10 protein-coding genes are annotated in these 15,859 nt (G+C 70.7%); 8 read left to right on the top strand and 2 right to left on the bottom strand.

Features of this window, described 5'->3' with window-relative positions:
- Positions 1-153: 153 nt before the first annotated feature.
- The 7 genes from M3U25_RS00955 to M3U25_RS00925 all read left to right on the top strand — a co-directional run bounded on the left by M3U25_RS00955 (position 154) and on the right by M3U25_RS00925 (position 11,142).
- On the top strand, positions 154-1,530 hold the full coding sequence (locus tag M3U25_RS00955) for an aspartate aminotransferase family protein (RefSeq protein WP_355495934.1): 1,377 nt from the start codon (positions 154-156) through the stop codon (positions 1,528-1,530).
- Between the two features lie 64 nt (positions 1,531-1,594).
- Positions 1,595-2,707 carry an alanine dehydrogenase gene (ald, locus tag M3U25_RS00950; RefSeq protein WP_355495937.1) on the top strand — a complete coding sequence of 371 codons (1,113 nt, stop codon included), beginning with the start codon at positions 1,595-1,597 and terminating at the stop codon, positions 2,705-2,707.
- Positions 2,708-2,989: 282 nt separating this feature from the next.
- A complete protein-coding gene (locus M3U25_RS00945) occupies positions 2,990-3,304 on the top strand; it encodes an EthD family reductase (protein ID WP_242080889.1) in 315 nt (104 codons plus the stop codon).
- A 160-nt stretch (positions 3,305-3,464) separates the two neighbouring features.
- Positions 3,465-4,307 carry a plasmid replication/partition related protein gene (locus tag M3U25_RS00940; protein ID WP_355495941.1) on the top strand — a complete coding sequence of 281 codons (843 nt, stop codon included), beginning with the start codon at positions 3,465-3,467 and terminating at the stop codon, positions 4,305-4,307.
- A 151-nt stretch (positions 4,308-4,458) separates the two neighbouring features.
- Positions 4,459-5,700: a DUF445 family protein gene (locus M3U25_RS00935; protein WP_355496360.1), complete on the top strand. Its 1,242-nt coding sequence runs from the start codon at positions 4,459-4,461 to the stop codon at positions 5,698-5,700.
- A 299-nt stretch (positions 5,701-5,999) separates the two neighbouring features.
- Complete coding sequence (locus tag M3U25_RS00930; RefSeq protein ID WP_355495943.1) at positions 6,000-10,076, top strand: CHASE domain-containing protein; 4,077 nt, start codon at positions 6,000-6,002, stop codon at positions 10,074-10,076.
- Between the two features lie 22 nt (positions 10,077-10,098).
- Positions 10,099-11,142: an HD domain-containing phosphohydrolase gene (locus M3U25_RS00925; RefSeq protein ID WP_242159294.1), complete on the top strand. Its 1,044-nt coding sequence runs from the start codon at positions 10,099-10,101 to the stop codon at positions 11,140-11,142.
- A 228-nt stretch (positions 11,143-11,370) separates the two neighbouring features.
- On the opposite strand, the gene rlmKL is transcribed toward M3U25_RS00925, so the two are convergent.
- Positions 11,371-13,545 carry a bifunctional 23S rRNA (guanine(2069)-N(7))-methyltransferase RlmK/23S rRNA (guanine(2445)-N(2))-methyltransferase RlmL gene (gene rlmKL, locus M3U25_RS00920; protein ID WP_355495948.1) on the bottom strand — a complete coding sequence of 725 codons (2,175 nt, stop codon included), beginning with the start codon at positions 13,543-13,545 and terminating at the stop codon, positions 11,371-11,373.
- 342 nt (positions 13,546-13,887) lie between these two features.
- Positions 13,888-14,817 (bottom strand): AraC family transcriptional regulator, encoded by a 930-nt coding sequence (locus M3U25_RS00915; protein WP_355495950.1) that lies wholly within the window; start codon positions 14,815-14,817, stop codon positions 13,888-13,890.
- An 89-nt stretch (positions 14,818-14,906) separates the two neighbouring features.
- Between M3U25_RS00915 and M3U25_RS00910 the strand changes: the two genes are divergently transcribed.
- Positions 14,907-15,737 (top strand): oxidoreductase, encoded by an 831-nt coding sequence (locus M3U25_RS00910; RefSeq protein WP_355495953.1) that lies wholly within the window; start codon positions 14,907-14,909, stop codon positions 15,735-15,737.
- Positions 15,738-15,859: the final 122 nt, after the last annotated feature.

Here is a 15,859-nt window from a genome sequence, read left to right as displayed (position 1 = left end):
CCGCCCCGGGCGGTCAATTTCGTGCGCCACGCCGGTGCTGCGGCGCAACCAGGAAAAGCCCGTCCAATGCATGCGGACGGCGCCACGCCGGGTCACACCCGGCGCCTCGGCATGGTGTAAAGTTTTTTCAACATCCCTCGCGTGGAGCCTGCGATGCGCCCCCAGCCGCCCCTCTCGTCCCAGGCGCTGTCCGACCACTACGCCGCGCAGGCCACACGCGAACCGGACACGCTGGATGCGTTCTGGATGCCGTTCACCGCCAACCGCCAGTTCAAGGCGCGGCCGCGGCTGCTGGCCTCGGCCGAGGGCATGCATTACCGCAGCGTGGACGGGCGCCAGATCCTCGACGGCACCGCCGGCCTGTGGTGCTGCAACGCCGGCCACGCGCGGCCGCGCATCGTCGAGGCGGTGGCGCGGCAGATCGCCACGCTGGATTTCGCGCCCACCTTCCAGATGGGCTCGCCGCTGCCGTTCGTGCTCGCCGAGCGGCTGGTGGAACTGGCGCCGCCGGGCCTGGACCACGTGTTCTACACCAACTCCGGCTCCGAGTCGGTGGACACCGCGCTGAAGATCGCGCTGGCCTACCACCGTGCCCGCGGCGAGGGCCAGCGCACCCGCTTCCTCGGCCGCGAGAAGGGCTACCACGGCGTCGGCTTCGGCGGCATCTCGGTGGGCGGACTGCCGAACAACCGCAAGGCGTTCGGCCCGCTGCTGCCCGGCGTGGACCATCTGCGGCACACCCTCGACCTGGAGCGCAATGCGTTCTCGCGCGGCCTGCCGACGCATGGCGCGGAACTGGCCGAGGATCTGGAGCGGCTGGTGACGCTGCACGATGCCTCCACCATCGCCGCGGTGATCATCGAACCGATCTCCGGCTCGGCCGGCGTGGTGCTGCCGCCGCACGGCTACCTGCAGCGCATCCGCGAACTGTGCGACAAGCACGGCATCCTGCTGATCTTCGACGAGGTCATCACCGGCTACGGCCGCGTCGGCCACGCCTTCGCCGCGCAGCGCTTCGGGGTGACCCCGGACATGATCACCACCGCCAAGGGCCTGACCAACGGCTGCGTGCCGATGGGCGCGGTATTCGTGTCCCACGCCATCCACGAGGCGTTCGCGCATGGCCCGGCCAACGTCATCGACCTGTTCCACGGCTATACCTACTCCGGCCATCCGCTGGCCTGCGCCGCCGCGTTGGCGACGCTGGACACCTACGCCGAGGAGCAGTTGTTCGACAAGGCGATCGAACTGGGCCCGGTGTGGGAGGAGGCGATCCATCGGCTGCGCGATCTGCCGCACGTCATCGACATCCGCAACTTCGGCCTGATCGGCGCGATCGAACTGGCCCCGCGCAAGGGCGCGCCCGGCGCGCGCGCCTACGAGATCTTCGAGCGCTGCTTCCACGAGGGCAACCTGCTGATCCGCGTCACCGGCGACACCATCGCGCTGTCGCCGCCACTGATCGTCGAGCCCGTGCACATCGAACGCATCTTCGCAGTGCTGGCCGACATGATCCGCAGCACGCCCTGACCCCTCTCTCACCCAACCCACCGCCCGCGCTCCCCACGCGCCGCGTCTGCCTGGAGAACCGCTCATGCTGGTCGGCGTTCCGAAAGAGATCAAGAACCACGAGTACCGGATCGGGCTGACCCCGTCCGGGGTCCGCGAACTGGTGCTGCACGGCCACCAGGTGCTGGTGCAGCGCGGCGGCGGCCAGGCCATCGGCCTCACCGATGCCGAGTACGAACGCGCCGGCGCGCGCATCGCCGAGGATGCGGCGAGCGTGTTCGCGCAGGCCGAGATGATCGTCAAGGTCAAGGAACCGCAGCCGGAGGAATGCGCGATGCTGCGCCCCGGGCAACTGCTGTTCACCTATCTGCACCTGGCGCCGGATCCGCAGCAGGCCGCGGCGCTGCAGCGCTCCGGCTGCACCGCCATCGCCTACGAAACCGTCACCGACGGCCACGGCGGCCTGCCGCTGCTGGCGCCGATGAGCGAAGTCGCCGGGCGCATGGCGATCCAGGCCGGCGCGCATGCGCTGGAGAAGGCGCAGGGCGGCTCCGGCGTGCTGCTCGGCGGCGTGCCCGGGGTCACCCCGGCACAGGTGCTGGTGATCGGCGGCGGCGTGGTCGGCATCAACGCCGCACGCATGGCGATGGGCCTGCACGCGCGCGTGACCGTGCTGGACCGCTCGCTGGAGCGGCTCAAGTACCTGGACGAACTCTACGGCCAGCAGCTGACCACGCTGTACTCCACCCGCGCTGCGATCGAGCAGTGCCTGCCGCACACCGACCTGGTGATCGGCGCGGTGCTGATCCCCGGCGCCGCCGCGCCCAAGCTGGTGTCGCGCGAACAACTGGCGCTGCTGCGGCCCGGCTCGGTGCTGGTGGACGTGGCGATCGACCAGGGCGGCTGCTTCGAGACCAGCCACCCGACCACCCACCAGCAACCCACCTACGAGGTCGACGGCATCGTCCATTACTGCGTGGCCAACATGCCCGGCGGCGTGGCCCGCACCTCCACCTTCGCCCTGACCAACGCCACCCTGCCGTTCGTGCTGCTGCTGGCCGAACACGGCCTGCAGGCGCTGCGCGACGACCAGGACCTGCGCAACGGCCTCAACGTGCACGCCGGCAAGCTCACCCACCGCGCGGTGGCGCAGGCGCTGGGCCAGGACTTCGTGCGACCGCTGGACGCGCTGGGCTGACGGTTGCCTGTGAGGCCGGGAAGCCGGGAATGGAGAATCGGGAATAGGGAATCGAGAAGGCACTGCAGCGCGCGCATTGGGCAATCCGTCAGCCGCATCGCTTGCTCTTGCTGTTGCTGTTGCTTTTGCTGTTGCCATTCCCGACTCCCCATTCCCGATTCCCGATTCCCGGCACACACCCCACGACCCGCCGCAACGCAGCACGCGCCAACGGAGGCCGGGTGTAGCCTTGCGCCACCCCGGCGCCCGGCCGGGGTCCATTGCCGCCACAGGAGCCGCTCCATGATCAAGGTCAGCGTGATGTATCCGTACACGCCAGGCGCCCGTTTCGACCATGCCTACTACCGCGACACGCACATGCCGCTGGTGCAGGCACGCATGGGCGCCGCCTGCCTCCGCTACACGGTGGACAAGGGCCTGTCCGGCGGCACCCCCGGCAGCGATCCGACCTACATCGGCATGTGCCACATCTTCAGCGAGTCGGTAGAGGCCTTCCAGGCCGGCTTCGGCCCGCACGCGGAGGAGATCCTCGGCGACATCAAGAACTACACCGAGCTGACGCCGGTGATGCAGATCAGCGAGGTGGTGGTGGGCTGAAGCCGGGAATGGAGAAACGGCAATAGGGAATCGAAAGCGCCACATGCCCCAAAAACCGCGTGATGCGGCCGCGACACGCGCTGTTGCCATTCCCGATTCCCCACTCCCGATTCCCGGCCTCTACAATGCCGCCCCCCGAGCCACACCGTGTCGCCCATTGATGAACATCGTTGTCAAAGAAGACCTCAAGGCCTATATCGATCCGCTGACCCCCGACGAGTACGCCGCGCTGGAACGCAGCCTGCTGGCCGAGGGCTGCCGCGACGCGCTGGTGCTGTGGGGCGACATCCTGGTCGATGGACACAACCGCTACGGCATCTGCCAGAAGCACGGCCTGCCGTTCCAGACCGTGCAGAACACCCGCTTCCAGTCGCTGCAGGACGTGCACCTGTGGATGATCGACCAGCATCTGGGCCGGCGCAGCGTCTCCGATTTCCAGCGCGGCGTGCTGGCGCTGCGCAAGCGCGAGATCCTCGCCGAGCGGCGTGCCAGTGCGGCCGCCGCGGACGCACCCGCGGCCGACGCCGCCGAGCTGGACGCTGCTGCCGCCGAGGCGGCGAGCGACGCCGATACGCCGCCCTGGGCCGACGCGCCGGCGCCGTTGAGCCGCGCCGACCTGGCGCGCGTGGCGCGGCTCAGCAACAGCCAGGTGGTGCAGATCGAGAAGATCCAGAAGCAGGCCGCCGCCGAAGTGGTGGAAGCGGTCAAGTCCGGTGCGATCTCGATCAATGCCGCCGCCGCGGTGGCCAGCCTGCCCGAGGAGGAACAGCGCGCCGCGGCGATGGCCGGCAAGGACGAACTGAAGCAGGCCGCCAAGCGCGCCCGCGAGTCCAAGCGCAAGCCCAAACCGGCGCCGCCGGCCGCGTCCGAAGACGCGGCTCCGGCAGCGGACGCCGACGGCGACGCGACGCTGGCATTGCGCCAGCGCGTGGCCGACCTCGAAGCCGAGAACCAGGCGCTGCGCGAGGAAGTCGCGGCGCTGCGCGCGCAGTTGCCGGGCTGATCCGCGCGCACGCGCATCTGGCGACCCTGCCGGAGACCGCGGCCGCCGTCCATGCAGCCGCGCTCACCGCGCACTGCGTAGACTCGTCCGCATGAGCGTGTCTTCCGGCCCCACCCTGCCCCCCGATCCGCGCCGCGCGCAGTTGCGGCGCATGAAGCTGCTGGCGGCGCTGTTGCTGCTGGCGATGCTGTGCGGCTTCCTGCTCAGCCATGCCATGGGCCTGCACGGCGTGTGGGCCTGGGTCGGCGCATTCTGCGAAGCGGCCACGGTCGGCGCGCTGGCCGACTGGTTCGCGGTGGTGGCGCTGTTCCGGCATCCGCTGGGACTGCCGATTCCGCACACCGCGATCATCCCGCACGGCAAGGCGCGCATCGCCGACAGCCTGGCGGTGTTCGTGCGCGACCAGTTCCTGGAACCGGGCGCGCTGCTGGCCAAGCTCAACGCCTTCGACCCCGCGGCGCGGCTGGGCCAGTGGCTGGCCGAACCGGCGCAGTCGGCGCGGCTGGCCGACCTGGCCCGCGGCTGGGCGCTGCAGGCGCTGGACCTGCTGGACGAGGCCGCGGTGCGGCGCCGCATCCACGGCTTCGTGGTGGCGCGGCTGCGCGACTGGGACGCCGCGGCCACCGCCGGCGACATCCTCGGCCTGCTCACCGCCGATGGCCGCCACCAGGCGCTGCTCGACGAAGCGCTGACCCGGCTCGGCCGGCACCTGGACGATGCCGCGGTCAAGCAGCGGGTCTCGGCGATGATCGTCAAGTACGCGCGCCGCGAATGGCCCAAGCTGGTCGGCACCGTGGAATGGGTGAAGCCGGTCGAGGGCATCGCCGACACCCTCGCCGAGCGGCTGGCGCATGCGCTGCTGGAGGAACTGCAGGACGTGCTGTCGCAGCCGCAGCACCCGCTGCGCCAGGACTACGAGCGCTGGCTCGGCGGCTATGTGCAGCGGCTGCGCGCCGATCCGGCCACCGCCGACAGGGTGCAGGCGCTGAAGCAGCGCCTGATCGAGCACCCCGGCGTGCAGGAGTACGTGCAGGGCCTGTGGGACCAGATCCATGCGGCGCTGCGCGAAGACCTGTCGCGCCAGGACGGCGCGCTGGTGCAGCACCTGCAGCGCGCCCTCGGCGCGCTCGGCCAGTCGCTGGCGCAGGATCCCGCGCTGCGCGAGGCGCTCAACCAGCACCTGCTCGGCGGCGCCGAGCGGCTCACCCAGCGTCTGCGCAGCGGCGTCACCGAGCACATCGCACAGACCGTGAAGGGCTGGGACGAACGCCACCTGGTCGAGCAACTGGAATTGAGCGTCGGCCGCGACCTGCAGTACATCCGCTTCAACGGCACCCTGGTCGGCGGGCTGATCGGGCTGGCGCTGCACGCTGCCGTCACGCTGCTTGGCTGAGCGTGGATGACGAGGATGCAATGCCCCGCTCGCGCGGTTGGCCAGGCGCCGGCCCGCGACGCGATGCAGACGCACCGTGTCGCGGACCGCTCGCCCGCGACGCGCCGTGCCATCCACGCAGCAAGGTGTAGACACGCCTCGGTTCTTTCGCCGGCAGGACTGGCGCGGCCGCACCGCCCGCGCTAGCGTTGCGGCATGGCCTGCGGGACGTTCGCCGTGACTGTGAACGCCATTCCGCAACCAGCCCGGGGGAAGCCGATGCGCGTGCCGAACGCGCGTTCGCCAAAGGAAGGGGGAGCATGTCGAAGAAACGCCGGACATCCGTTTCCGGCCCTGCGCGTCCGGCGCGGCTCGCCGCGCTGGCCGTGCTGGTCGTCGGACTCCTCGCCGCGCTGCTGATCGCGCACGGCGTGCAACAGCGCAACCGCGCACAGGCGCAAGCGCGCTTCCAGCAACTGGTCTCGCACGTAGCCAGCGACCTGCGGCAACGCCTGGACATGTACGAGCACGGCCTGCGCGGCGCGCGTGGGGCGGTGATCGCAGCCGGCGGCGACCGCATCTCGCGCGCGCGCTTCGCCCGCTACAGCGCCTCGCGCGACTATCCCCACGAATTTCCCGGCGTGCGCGGCTTCGGCTACATCCAGCGGGTGCCGCGCGCCGACGAGGCCGCGTTCCTGCAGCAGGCCCGCGCCGACGGTGCGCCATCGTTGCAGATCGGCGAACTGGCCCCGCACGACGGCGACCGGTTCGTCATCGTCTACATCCAGCCGGCACGGTCCAACAACGCCGCCGAAGGTTTCGACATCGCCTCCGAGCCGGCACGGCGCACGGCGGCGATCGCGGCGGCGCGCTCGGGCGCGCCCACCATCACGGCGCCGATCCGCCTGGTGCAGACCCCGGGGCTGGGCAACGGCGGCTTCCTGCTGCTGTTGCCGGTGTACCGCGAAGGCCTGCCGCTGCAGACCCCGGAACAACGCTGGCAGGCCACCAGCGGCTGGGCCTACGCACCGCTGAACATCGCCGAGGTGCTGGCCTCCTCCGACGACCACAGCAACGAGCTGCGCCTGAGCCTGGCCGACAGCCGAAACCCGGCCCAGCCGTTCTACCGCGACGACGCCACGCCGATCCTGGCCGGCGGGCCGGCCGCCGAACGCACCCTCACCGTGTATGGGCGCCAATGGCGGATCGGGGCGCAGGCCACGCCGGGCTTCGTGCGCTCGCTGGATCAATTCTCCCCGCTGCTGGCCGGCGCCCTGGCCGGCGGCATCGCGCTGCTGCTCGCCGCACTGCTGTACGTGTTCCTGACCAGCCTGCGCCGCCGCGACCTGATCCTCAGCGAGCAGAGCCAGCTGGCCGCACTGGTCGCCGGCACCAGCGAGGCGATCGTCGCCGAAGACCTGCACGGCCGGGTGACCCACTGGAACCCCGCGGCCATGCGCATCTTCGGCTATACGCCGGAGCAGGCCATCGGCCAACCTCTGCAGCAGCTGCTGGGCGCGCAGATCCGCGATCCGGCCGGCGGCGGCGACGGCGTGCGCGAACTGCGCCACCGCGATGGCCACATCGTCAGCGTGCTGGCCAGCGTCTCGCCGATCGCCGGCACCGGCGGTGGCACCATCGGCCATTCGCACCTGCTGCACGACGTCACCGAGCAGGTGCGCGCGCAGGCGCGCGTGCTGGAGCTCAACGCCACGCTGGAGCAACAGGTGGCCGAGCGCACCAGCGAACTGGTCACCTATTCGGCGCTGCAGCGCGTGATCCTGGCCAATGCCGGCTACGCGATCGTCGCCACCGATCCCGATGGCGTCATCACCCTGTTCAATCCCGCCGCCGAGACCCTGCTCGGCTACGCCGCGCACGAACTGATCGGGCGCAAGGCCACCGGCCTGTTCCTGGACCCGGAGCAACTGAGCGCGCGCGCCGAACGCATGGCCGCGCAGTCGGGCATGCCGGTGCAGCCCTCGTTCGAGTCGGTGGCGGCGCTGTCCACGCTGGGGCGCAGCGATACCCGCGAGTGGACCTACCTGAGCAAGGACGGCCATGCCTTCCCGGTGCTGCTCACGCTGAGCACGCTGCGCGACGACGACGAGCGGGTGATCGGCTACCTCGGCATCGCCGTCGATCTGACCGAGCAGAAGCGCCACGAGCGCGAACTGCGCCTGGCGATCGACGCGGCCGAAACCGCCAACCAGTCCAAGAGCGATTTCCTGGCCAACATGAGCCACGAGATCCGCACGCCGATGAACGCGATCCTGGGCATGCTGTATCTGCTGCGGCACAGCGCGTTGTCGCAGGCGGCGCAGGACATGATCCAGAAGATCGAGTTGTCCGCGCGCAACCTGCTGGAGATCATCAACGACATCCTCGACTTCTCCAAGATCGAGTCCGGGCGCATCGACCTGGAATCGGCCCCGTTCGATCTCAACGAGTTGCTGGAGAACATCGCGGCCCTGATGACCTCGGCGACCAGCGCCAAGCCGGTGGAGATGATCGTCGAGCCGCTGCCGCCGGGCTGCCGCTGGCTGCGTGGCGATGCGCTGCGCCTGAACCAGGTGCTGATCAATCTGGTCGGCAACGCCATCAAGTTCACCGAACAGGGCGAGGTGGCGCTGTCGGTCCGCGCCTTCCCCGGCGGGGAACCCGGCAAGCTCAAGCTGCTGTTCTCGGTGCGCGACACCGGCATCGGCATCCCGCGCGAGAAGCAGAGCCTGATCTTCTCGCCGTTCCTGCAGGCCGATACCTCCACCAGCCGCCGCTATGGCGGCAGCGGCCTGGGCCTGACCATCAGCCGGCGCCTGGTGGAACTGATGGGCGGGCAACTGGAAGTCCAGAGCGCCCCCGGCCAGGGCAGCGATTTCTACTTCGTCATTCCGTTCGCGGTGGCGCCGGCACCGGCCGCCGACGCCGAACCGGCGCAGGCGCGGCGGGTGCTGATCGCCGACGACCACGACCTGGTGCGACGCAGCCTGACCGACATCGCCAACGGCTTCGGCTGGCAGGTGGAAGCGGTGTCCAGCGGCAGCGCCGCACTGGCCGCGGCCGCGCCGGAACGTGCCGAGTTCGACGTGATCCTGCTGGACTGGCGCATGCCCGACCTGGACGGGCTGAGCGTGGCCCAGCGCATCCGCGCGCAATCGGCGCCGGACCGGCAGCCGATCATCGTCATGGTCACCGCCTACGAGCGGCGCATGATCCAGGAGCAACAGCCCGGCGTGGCCGACGTGGATGCGGTGATGACCAAGCCGGTCACCGCCTCGGCCCTGCAGCGCACCATCGGCATGCTGCTGGCACGTCGCAGCGGCGACCTGCCCGCGCCGCCGCCCGGCGACGGCGTGGCGCGCCTGGCCGGGGCGCGCTTGCTGGTGGTCGACGACAGCGACATCAACCGCGAGGTCGCGCAGCGCATCCTCGAAGGCGAAGGCGCGCTGGTCGACCTGGCACAGGACGGCGCCCAGGCGCTGCAGCGGCTACGCCGCGATCCCGGCCGCTTCCACGTGGTGCTGATGGACGTGCAGATGCCGACCATGGACGGCTACGAAGCCACCCGGCAACTGCGCGCCGATCCGGACCTGGCCGCCGTGCCGGTGATCGCCCTCACCGCCGGCGCCTATCGCCAGCAACAAGAGATGGCGCTGTCCAGCGGCATGAACGACTTCATCGCCAAACCCTTCCAGGTCGAGGACCTGATCGCGATCATCCGCCGGTTCCTGCCGCCGAACCTGGCCGCGCTGCCGCTGCTGCCGCTCGCATCGCCAGCGTCGGGGCTGCCGACGGACGACTGGCCGGTCAGCGACCCGGCGTTGCTCGATACCATCCAGGCGCGGCGGCTGTGGGGCGAGCGCGATCCGTATCGACGCTATCTGCTGAGGCTGCTGCAGGAGTATCCCGACCCGGCAGCGAGCGTCCGCACCCTGCTGGACGCGCAGCGCCCGGCCGAGGCCATCTCCCTGGCGCACAAGTTGCGCGGTTCGGCCGGATCGCTGGCATTGCCGGCGTTGAGCGTCGCCAGCGCCGCGCTCGAAGAACGCTTGAGCACCGCGCCGACGCAGGCCGAAGCCGCCATCGCCGCACTGGCCGCAGCGATGGCCGACACCGCCGCCGAAGTGCTGCGCTTCGCCGACGCCACCCCGGGCGCGACGGGACCCGCGGCCGCAGCCGACACCGAGGTGGACCCGGCGACGCTGCAGGCGTCCTGGTACCAGGTGCTGCAGGTGCTGGACAGCGACGATCCGGACCGCATCGACCACACGCTGCGGCAACTGGCCGCGGTCCTGCCGTCGGCGCAAACCGCCGAGCTGCAGCAGTTGCTGGAGAATTTTTCCTTCCGCGAGGCCGAGGCCAAGGTCAGGCAATGGCTGGCCGATGCACACGATTGAGCGCGCGTAACGAGACACCACCATGACCCAGCCGTGCATTCTCTGTGTCGACGACGAACCCAGCAACCTGGCGCTGATCCGGCAGCTGCTGCGCGAGGACTACGCGCTGGTGTTCGCCAAGAACGGCGCCGAAGCGCTACGCGGGGTGGCCAAGCACCGTCCGGCGCTGATCCTGCTGGACGTCGACCTGCCCGACGTCGACGGCTACACCCTCGCCCGCACGCTCAAGGAAGATGCGCGCAGTGCGGCGATCCCGATCATCTTCGTCACCGGCAAGGACAAGGACACCGACGAGAGCATCGGCTTCGACGCCGGCGGCGTGGACTACATCACCAAGCCGTACTCGCCGAGCATCCTGCGCGCGCGGGTGCGCACGCACCTGTCGCTGGTCAGCGCCGCCAGCCTCGCCGACAGCCACCGCGCCGCGATCGAGATGCTGGGCATGGCCGGCCACTACAGCGACTCGGATACCGGCACCCACATCTGGCGCATGGCCGCCTACGCCCGTGCGCTGGCGCTGGCCGCCGGCTGGTCGCGCGAGGACGCCGACCTGCTGGAACAGGCCGCGCCGATGCACGACACCGGCAAGATCGGCATCCCCGATGCGGTGCTGAAGAAGCCCGGGCCGCTGGACGCGGACGAGTGGCAGGTGATGAAGCGGCACCCGCGGATCGGCTACGACATCCTCAGCCGCAGCAGCGCGCCGCTGTTCCGTCTCGCCGCCGAGGTGTCCCTGTACCACCACGAGCACTGGGACGGCGGCGGTTATCCGGCCGGCCTGTCCGGCACGCAGATTCCCGAATCGGCACGGATCGTGGCGCTGGCCGACGTGTTCGACGCCCTCACCTCGCCGCGCCCGTACAAGGACGCATGGCCGCTGGAACAGGCCCTGGCGCTGTTCCGCGACAAGTCCGGCAGCCAGTTCGAGCCGCGCCTGGTGCAGTTGTTCGAGGCGATCCTGCCGCAGATCCTGCAGATCCAGGCGTACTGGAACGAACGCGAAGCCGGGGAAGACCCGCCGCAACGCGGCAAGGCGCAGATCCCCTTGCGGCATCACGGCAGCTGATACACGCCCCTCTCCCCCCGGGAGAGGGGTTGGGGTGAGGGTACGGCGCGAAGCGACTCGCAGAGATGGAGGACACGAGGCTTCGCCCGTACCCTCACCCGCCCCTTCGGGGCACCATCTCCCGGATGGAGAAGGAACAGCGCACTACGCTCCGCGACAGGCGTTACCGGTAACGCCCATCGCGGCTGAAGCCGCTCCTACGAGGTACCCGCGCGCGCAGCGCCTCCATCAACGCCGCCGCAAACGCCAGGCGCGGTGGATGCGCGGGTTGCGCTCGAAATCCGGATCGATGGTCTGCGCGCTGATCTCCTCGCACACCGCGAACTCGGCCAGCGCGTTCTCGTCCAGCTTGAAGCGGCGGAAGTTGTTGGAGAAGTACAGCACGCCCTCGGGCATCAGCCGTGCCACCGCCGCACGCAACAGCCGCACGTGCTCGCGCTGGATGTCGAAATCCTCGGCGCGCGCGGAATTGGAGAAGGTCGGCGGGTCGCAGAAGATCACGTCGTAGCGGTTCTTCTCCGCCTCCAGCCAGCTCAGCGCGTCGGCCTGCACCAGCCGGTGCTGGGCGCCGCCCTTGCCGTTGAACGCCAAGTTGTCGGCGCACCACTGCAGGTAGGTGCCGGACAGGTCCACGCTGGTGGTGGAATCGGCGCCGGCCACCGCCGCCTGCACGCTGGCCACGCCGGTGTAGCAGAACAGGTTGAGGAAGCGCTTGCCGCGCGCCTGCTGCGCCATCGTCCCGCGCAGTGGGCGATGGTCGAGGAACAGCCCGGTATCCAGGTAGTCGAACAGGTTCACCCGCAGCAGCGCCTCGTGCTCGCGCACCACCAGGAACTCGCCGCGCTGCTCGAAACGGCCGTACTTGCTGCCGCCCTTGCCGCGCTCGCGGGTCTTCAGCGCCACCTGTTCGGCCGGCACCGCGAACACCTCGCGCGCGGCCGCCAGCAGTTCGTTGCGGCGGCGGCGCACGTCCGCATCGGGAATGCTGTCCGGCGCCGCGTATTCCTGCACGTGCAGGAAGGTGCGCGCCTGGCCGCCGTCTTCCTGGTACACGTCGATCGCCGCCGCGTATTCGGGCAGGTCGGCGTCGTAGGCGCGGTAGCAGCTGACCCGCTCGCGCGCGCGCCAGCTCTTGAACTTGCGCAGGTTCTTGCGCAGGCGGTTGGCGACCATCTGCGCGCCGTCGCTGAGCGCGCGCGGTTCCTCACTGGCAGCGGCCCGCGGCGCGACCGCGATCGGGTCGCAGACGATCAACGGGCACTCCAGCGCGCCGTTGAACATCTGGTACTTCTTGGCCGCGCGCAGGCCGGTGGCATAGGCCAGTTCGTCGCTGCCGCACAGCAGGCTGGCGCGCCACTGCGGCACCGCCCGCTTGAGCGCATCGCCCAGGCGCCGGTACAGCGCCGCGTCGGCGGCCAGGCGCTCGTCGTAGGGCGGATTGCACACCACCGTGCCAAGCGCCTGCGCCGGCGCAGGCAATGCGGCGACATCGTGCACGGCGAAGGCGATCGCCTCGGCCACGCCGGCGGCCTGCGCGTTCTCGCGCGCCGCGCGCAGCGCATGCGGGTCGATGTCGCTGCCGTAAAGCACCGGGCGCAATGCGGCGCGACCGGTTTCGGCACGCTGCCGCGCCTCGGCCAGCAGCGCACGCCAGGCCGCCAGGTCGAACCCCAGCCAGCGGCTCGGCGCGGCATCGGCATCGGTGTCGCCGCGCTGCTGCGCCGCCAGTTCGCCGCGCAGCAGGCCCGGCGCCACCTCGGCGGCCATCAGCGCGCCTTCGATCAGCAGCGTGCCGCTGCCGCACATCGGATCCAGCAGCCCGCCGCCTTGCGCGTACAGCGCCGGCCATTGCCCGCGCAGCAACACCGCCGCGGCCAGGTTCTCCTTCAGCGGCGCCTCGTTCTGCGCCTGGCGCCAGCCGCGCCGGTGCAGCGAGCCGCCGCCCAGGTCCACCGACAGCGTGGCGCGGCCCTTGCGCAGCGACAGGTTCAGGCGCAGGTCCGGGTGCTCCACGTCCACCGACGGCCGCTCCAGGCCCTCGCCGCGCAGCGTGTCCACCACCGCATCCTTGACCCGCTGCGCGGCGAAGCGCGCATGGGTGATGCCGGTGCCGGACACATGCGCGTCCACCGCCAGGGTGTGCTGTGGCGCCAGATGACTGCGCCACGGCAGCGCGGCCACGCCGGCGTACAGCGCCGCCTCGTCGGGGCAGTCGAAGGACTGCAACGGCCACAGCACGCGGCTGGCCAGGCGCGACCACAGCACCGCGCGTTGCGCGTCCTGCAGGCTGCCTTCGGCATTGACGCCGGCGACGGTGGCGGTGGCCTGGGCCACGCCGAGCGCGAGCAGCTCATCGACGAGCAGGTATTCCAGGCCCTTGGCGCAGGAGACGAAGAATTTCACGGAAGGCGGACCAGGACGGACGGGAGGGAGGCACGGCGGACGCCGCGCGCGTGGCGCATCGCAGCGCCGGATCCGGCGTTGCCGCGGCCGCGGCCGCGGATCGGGGTGAGCACGCGAACGCACCGCACCGGAACGGCGCGCAGAATACCACAGGGCCTGCGCGCGCCTGCCTGCTGCGCAGGTCCTGGCGCAGTGCACGCCGCGGCCGCCACTGGCCTCGTCCGCCTGGCATGGAGAGGCCGCCCACCGGCGCTCGCCTGGCCACCGACCCAGCGCCGTGACAGTTGCAGGCGGCGCTGCAGACGCGCCCGCCCACGGCCGTGGTGGCACACAACGCATCGCTCAATGCGAGGCCACGAATCCGGCCCCTGGCGCGGCCGGCGGCACCGCGAACTCGGCGCGCATGCGCCGCGCCTCGGCCATCGGCGGCCGGCCGAACAGACGTTTGAACTCGCGGGTGAACTGCGAGGCGCTCTCGTAGCCGACCGCGTGGCAGGCGCCCGCTGCGGTCATGCCCTCGCGCGCCATCAGCAGGCGCGCCTGGTGCAGGCGGATCGATTTCAGGTACTGCATCGGCGCGACCTGGGTCACCGCCTTGAAATGGGCATGGAACGACGGCGTGCTCATCCCGGCCTCGCGCGCCAGCTCCGCCACGTCCAGACGCCGCGCGTGGTCGCGGTGGATGCGTTGCAGGGCGCGACCGATGCGGCCGAAATGGCCTTGTTGCGCCAGGGCAGCGCGCAGCCCATGGCCTTGCGGTCCGGTCAGCACGCGGAAGTACACCTCCCGCACGAGCGCGCGGCCGAGGATGGCCGCGTCCAGCGGGTGGCTCAGCGCCTGCAGCAGGCGCTGCACGGTCTGCCGCAACGCCGCGTCCATCGGACTGGACACCATGCTCGCCGGCGCCTGCGCGAGCGGCACCGGACCGGCCTGGTCCAACTCGACCAGCAGCCCCGCCGCAAGCTGGAAATCCAGATGCAGATACAGCGCCAGCAGCGGCCGCTCCGCGCTGCCATCGGACTGCATGGTGAAGGGCACCGGGACGGCGACGGACAGATAGTGCTGCTCGTCGTAGACGTACACCGCATCGCCGAAATGCCCGCGCTTGGCGCCCTGGCAGACGATGACGATGCCCGGGTCGTACAGCACCGGCGTGTCGGTCAACGGCCGGTCCGAACGCAGCACGCGGACATCTGGCAACGCGGTCAGGGTGTAGCCCTCCTGCGGTGCCAGGGCACGCAGCAAGTCCACGGAACTGGCGGAAGACGTCATAGAAACAGGCAAGGATCGCAGAGAGCGCGGCATCGGAGCGGCGCGTCGATCATCGCATCATTCGCCCCTCATCCTCTCGGGAGCGTGCCATGGCACTGCAGCAAACCTTGCTCATCACCGGCGCCAGCAGCGGCTTCGGCCGCGCGTTGGCTCAAGCGGCGCTGGCGGCCGGACATCGGGTCGTCGGCACCGTGCGCAGCGCGCAGGCGCGGCAGGAGTTCGAGGCGCTCGGCGCCGGGGCGATCGGCCGTGTGCTGGACGTCACCGACGTCGAGGCCATTCCCGGCCTCGTCGCCGAACTCGAAGCCACGGTCGGGCCGCTGGACGTGCTGGTCAACAATGCCGGTTACGGCCACGAAGGGATCCTGGAGGAATCGCCTCTGGATGCACTGCGGCGCCAACTCGACGTCAACGTGGTCGGCGCCGTGGCGATGATGCAGGCGGTCCTGCCCTCCATGCGGCAGCGTCGCCGCGGGCACATCGTCAACATCACCTCGATGGGCGGCTTCATCACCATGCCCGGCATCGCCTACTACTGCGGCAGCAAGTTCGCGCTGGAGGGCATTTCCGAAGCGCTGGGACAGGAGGTCGCCGCGCTGGGCATCCACGTGACGGCGGTGGCGCCAGGGTCGTTCCGCACCGACTGGGCGGGCCGTTCGATGGTCAGGACGCCGCGCAGCATCGCCGACTACGACGCGCTGCTCGATCCGATCCGCGACGCCCGCCAGGCCAAGAGCGGCCGCCAGCGCGGCGACCCGGCCAAGGCCGCCCAGGCCATGCTGGCGTTGATCGAGGCGCCTGCACCACCTGCGCACCTGCTGCTGGGCAGCGACGCGCTGGCTCTGGTGCGTGACAAGCTCGACCGCCTGAAGGCGGACATCGCCGCATGGGAGGCGGTGAGCCGTTCCACCGATGCCTGAGCGGCGGCCGCCACGCCGGCTGCGACGCGCGCCGACCACCCGGCATCGATGAAGACTGCCGACTGCGTAGATCACCGCGACAAGGATGCTGGCGCTGTTGCTGCCCTCCCCCCGCTCGCTAC

Source organism: Xanthomonas sp. PPL134, assembly GCF_040595915.1.
GTDB lineage: Bacteria > Pseudomonadota > Gammaproteobacteria > Xanthomonadales > Xanthomonadaceae > Xanthomonas_A > Xanthomonas_A indica.
Note: the sequence above shows the minus strand (reverse complement) of the source record. Positions and strands in the feature narration are given on the sequence as shown.

Bases quoted from the DNA above. Each gene is read 5' to 3' on its own strand.
- M3U25_RS00955 (WP_355495934.1), top strand. From the start codon at position 154: ATGCGCCCCCAGCCGCCCCTCTCGTCCCAGGCGCTGTCCGACCACTAC.
- ald (WP_355495937.1), top strand. From the start codon at position 1,595: ATGCTGGTCGGCGTTCCGAAAGAGATCAAGAACCACGAGTACCGGATC.
- M3U25_RS00945 (WP_242080889.1), top strand. From the start codon at position 2,990: ATGATCAAGGTCAGCGTGATGTATCCGTACACGCCAGGCGCCCGTTTC.
- M3U25_RS00940 (WP_355495941.1), top strand. From the start codon at position 3,465: ATGAACATCGTTGTCAAAGAAGACCTCAAGGCCTATATCGATCCGCTG.
- M3U25_RS00935 (WP_355496360.1), top strand. From the start codon at position 4,459: ATGAAGCTGCTGGCGGCGCTGTTGCTGCTGGCGATGCTGTGCGGCTTC.
- M3U25_RS00930 (WP_355495943.1), top strand. From the start codon at position 6,000: ATGTCGAAGAAACGCCGGACATCCGTTTCCGGCCCTGCGCGTCCGGCG.
- M3U25_RS00925 (WP_242159294.1), top strand. From the start codon at position 10,099: ATGACCCAGCCGTGCATTCTCTGTGTCGACGACGAACCCAGCAACCTG.
- M3U25_RS00915 (WP_355495950.1), bottom strand. From the start codon at position 14,817: ATGACGTCTTCCGCCAGTTCCGTGGACTTGCTGCGTGCCCTGGCACCG.
- M3U25_RS00910 (WP_355495953.1), top strand. From the start codon at position 14,907: ATGGCACTGCAGCAAACCTTGCTCATCACCGGCGCCAGCAGCGGCTTC.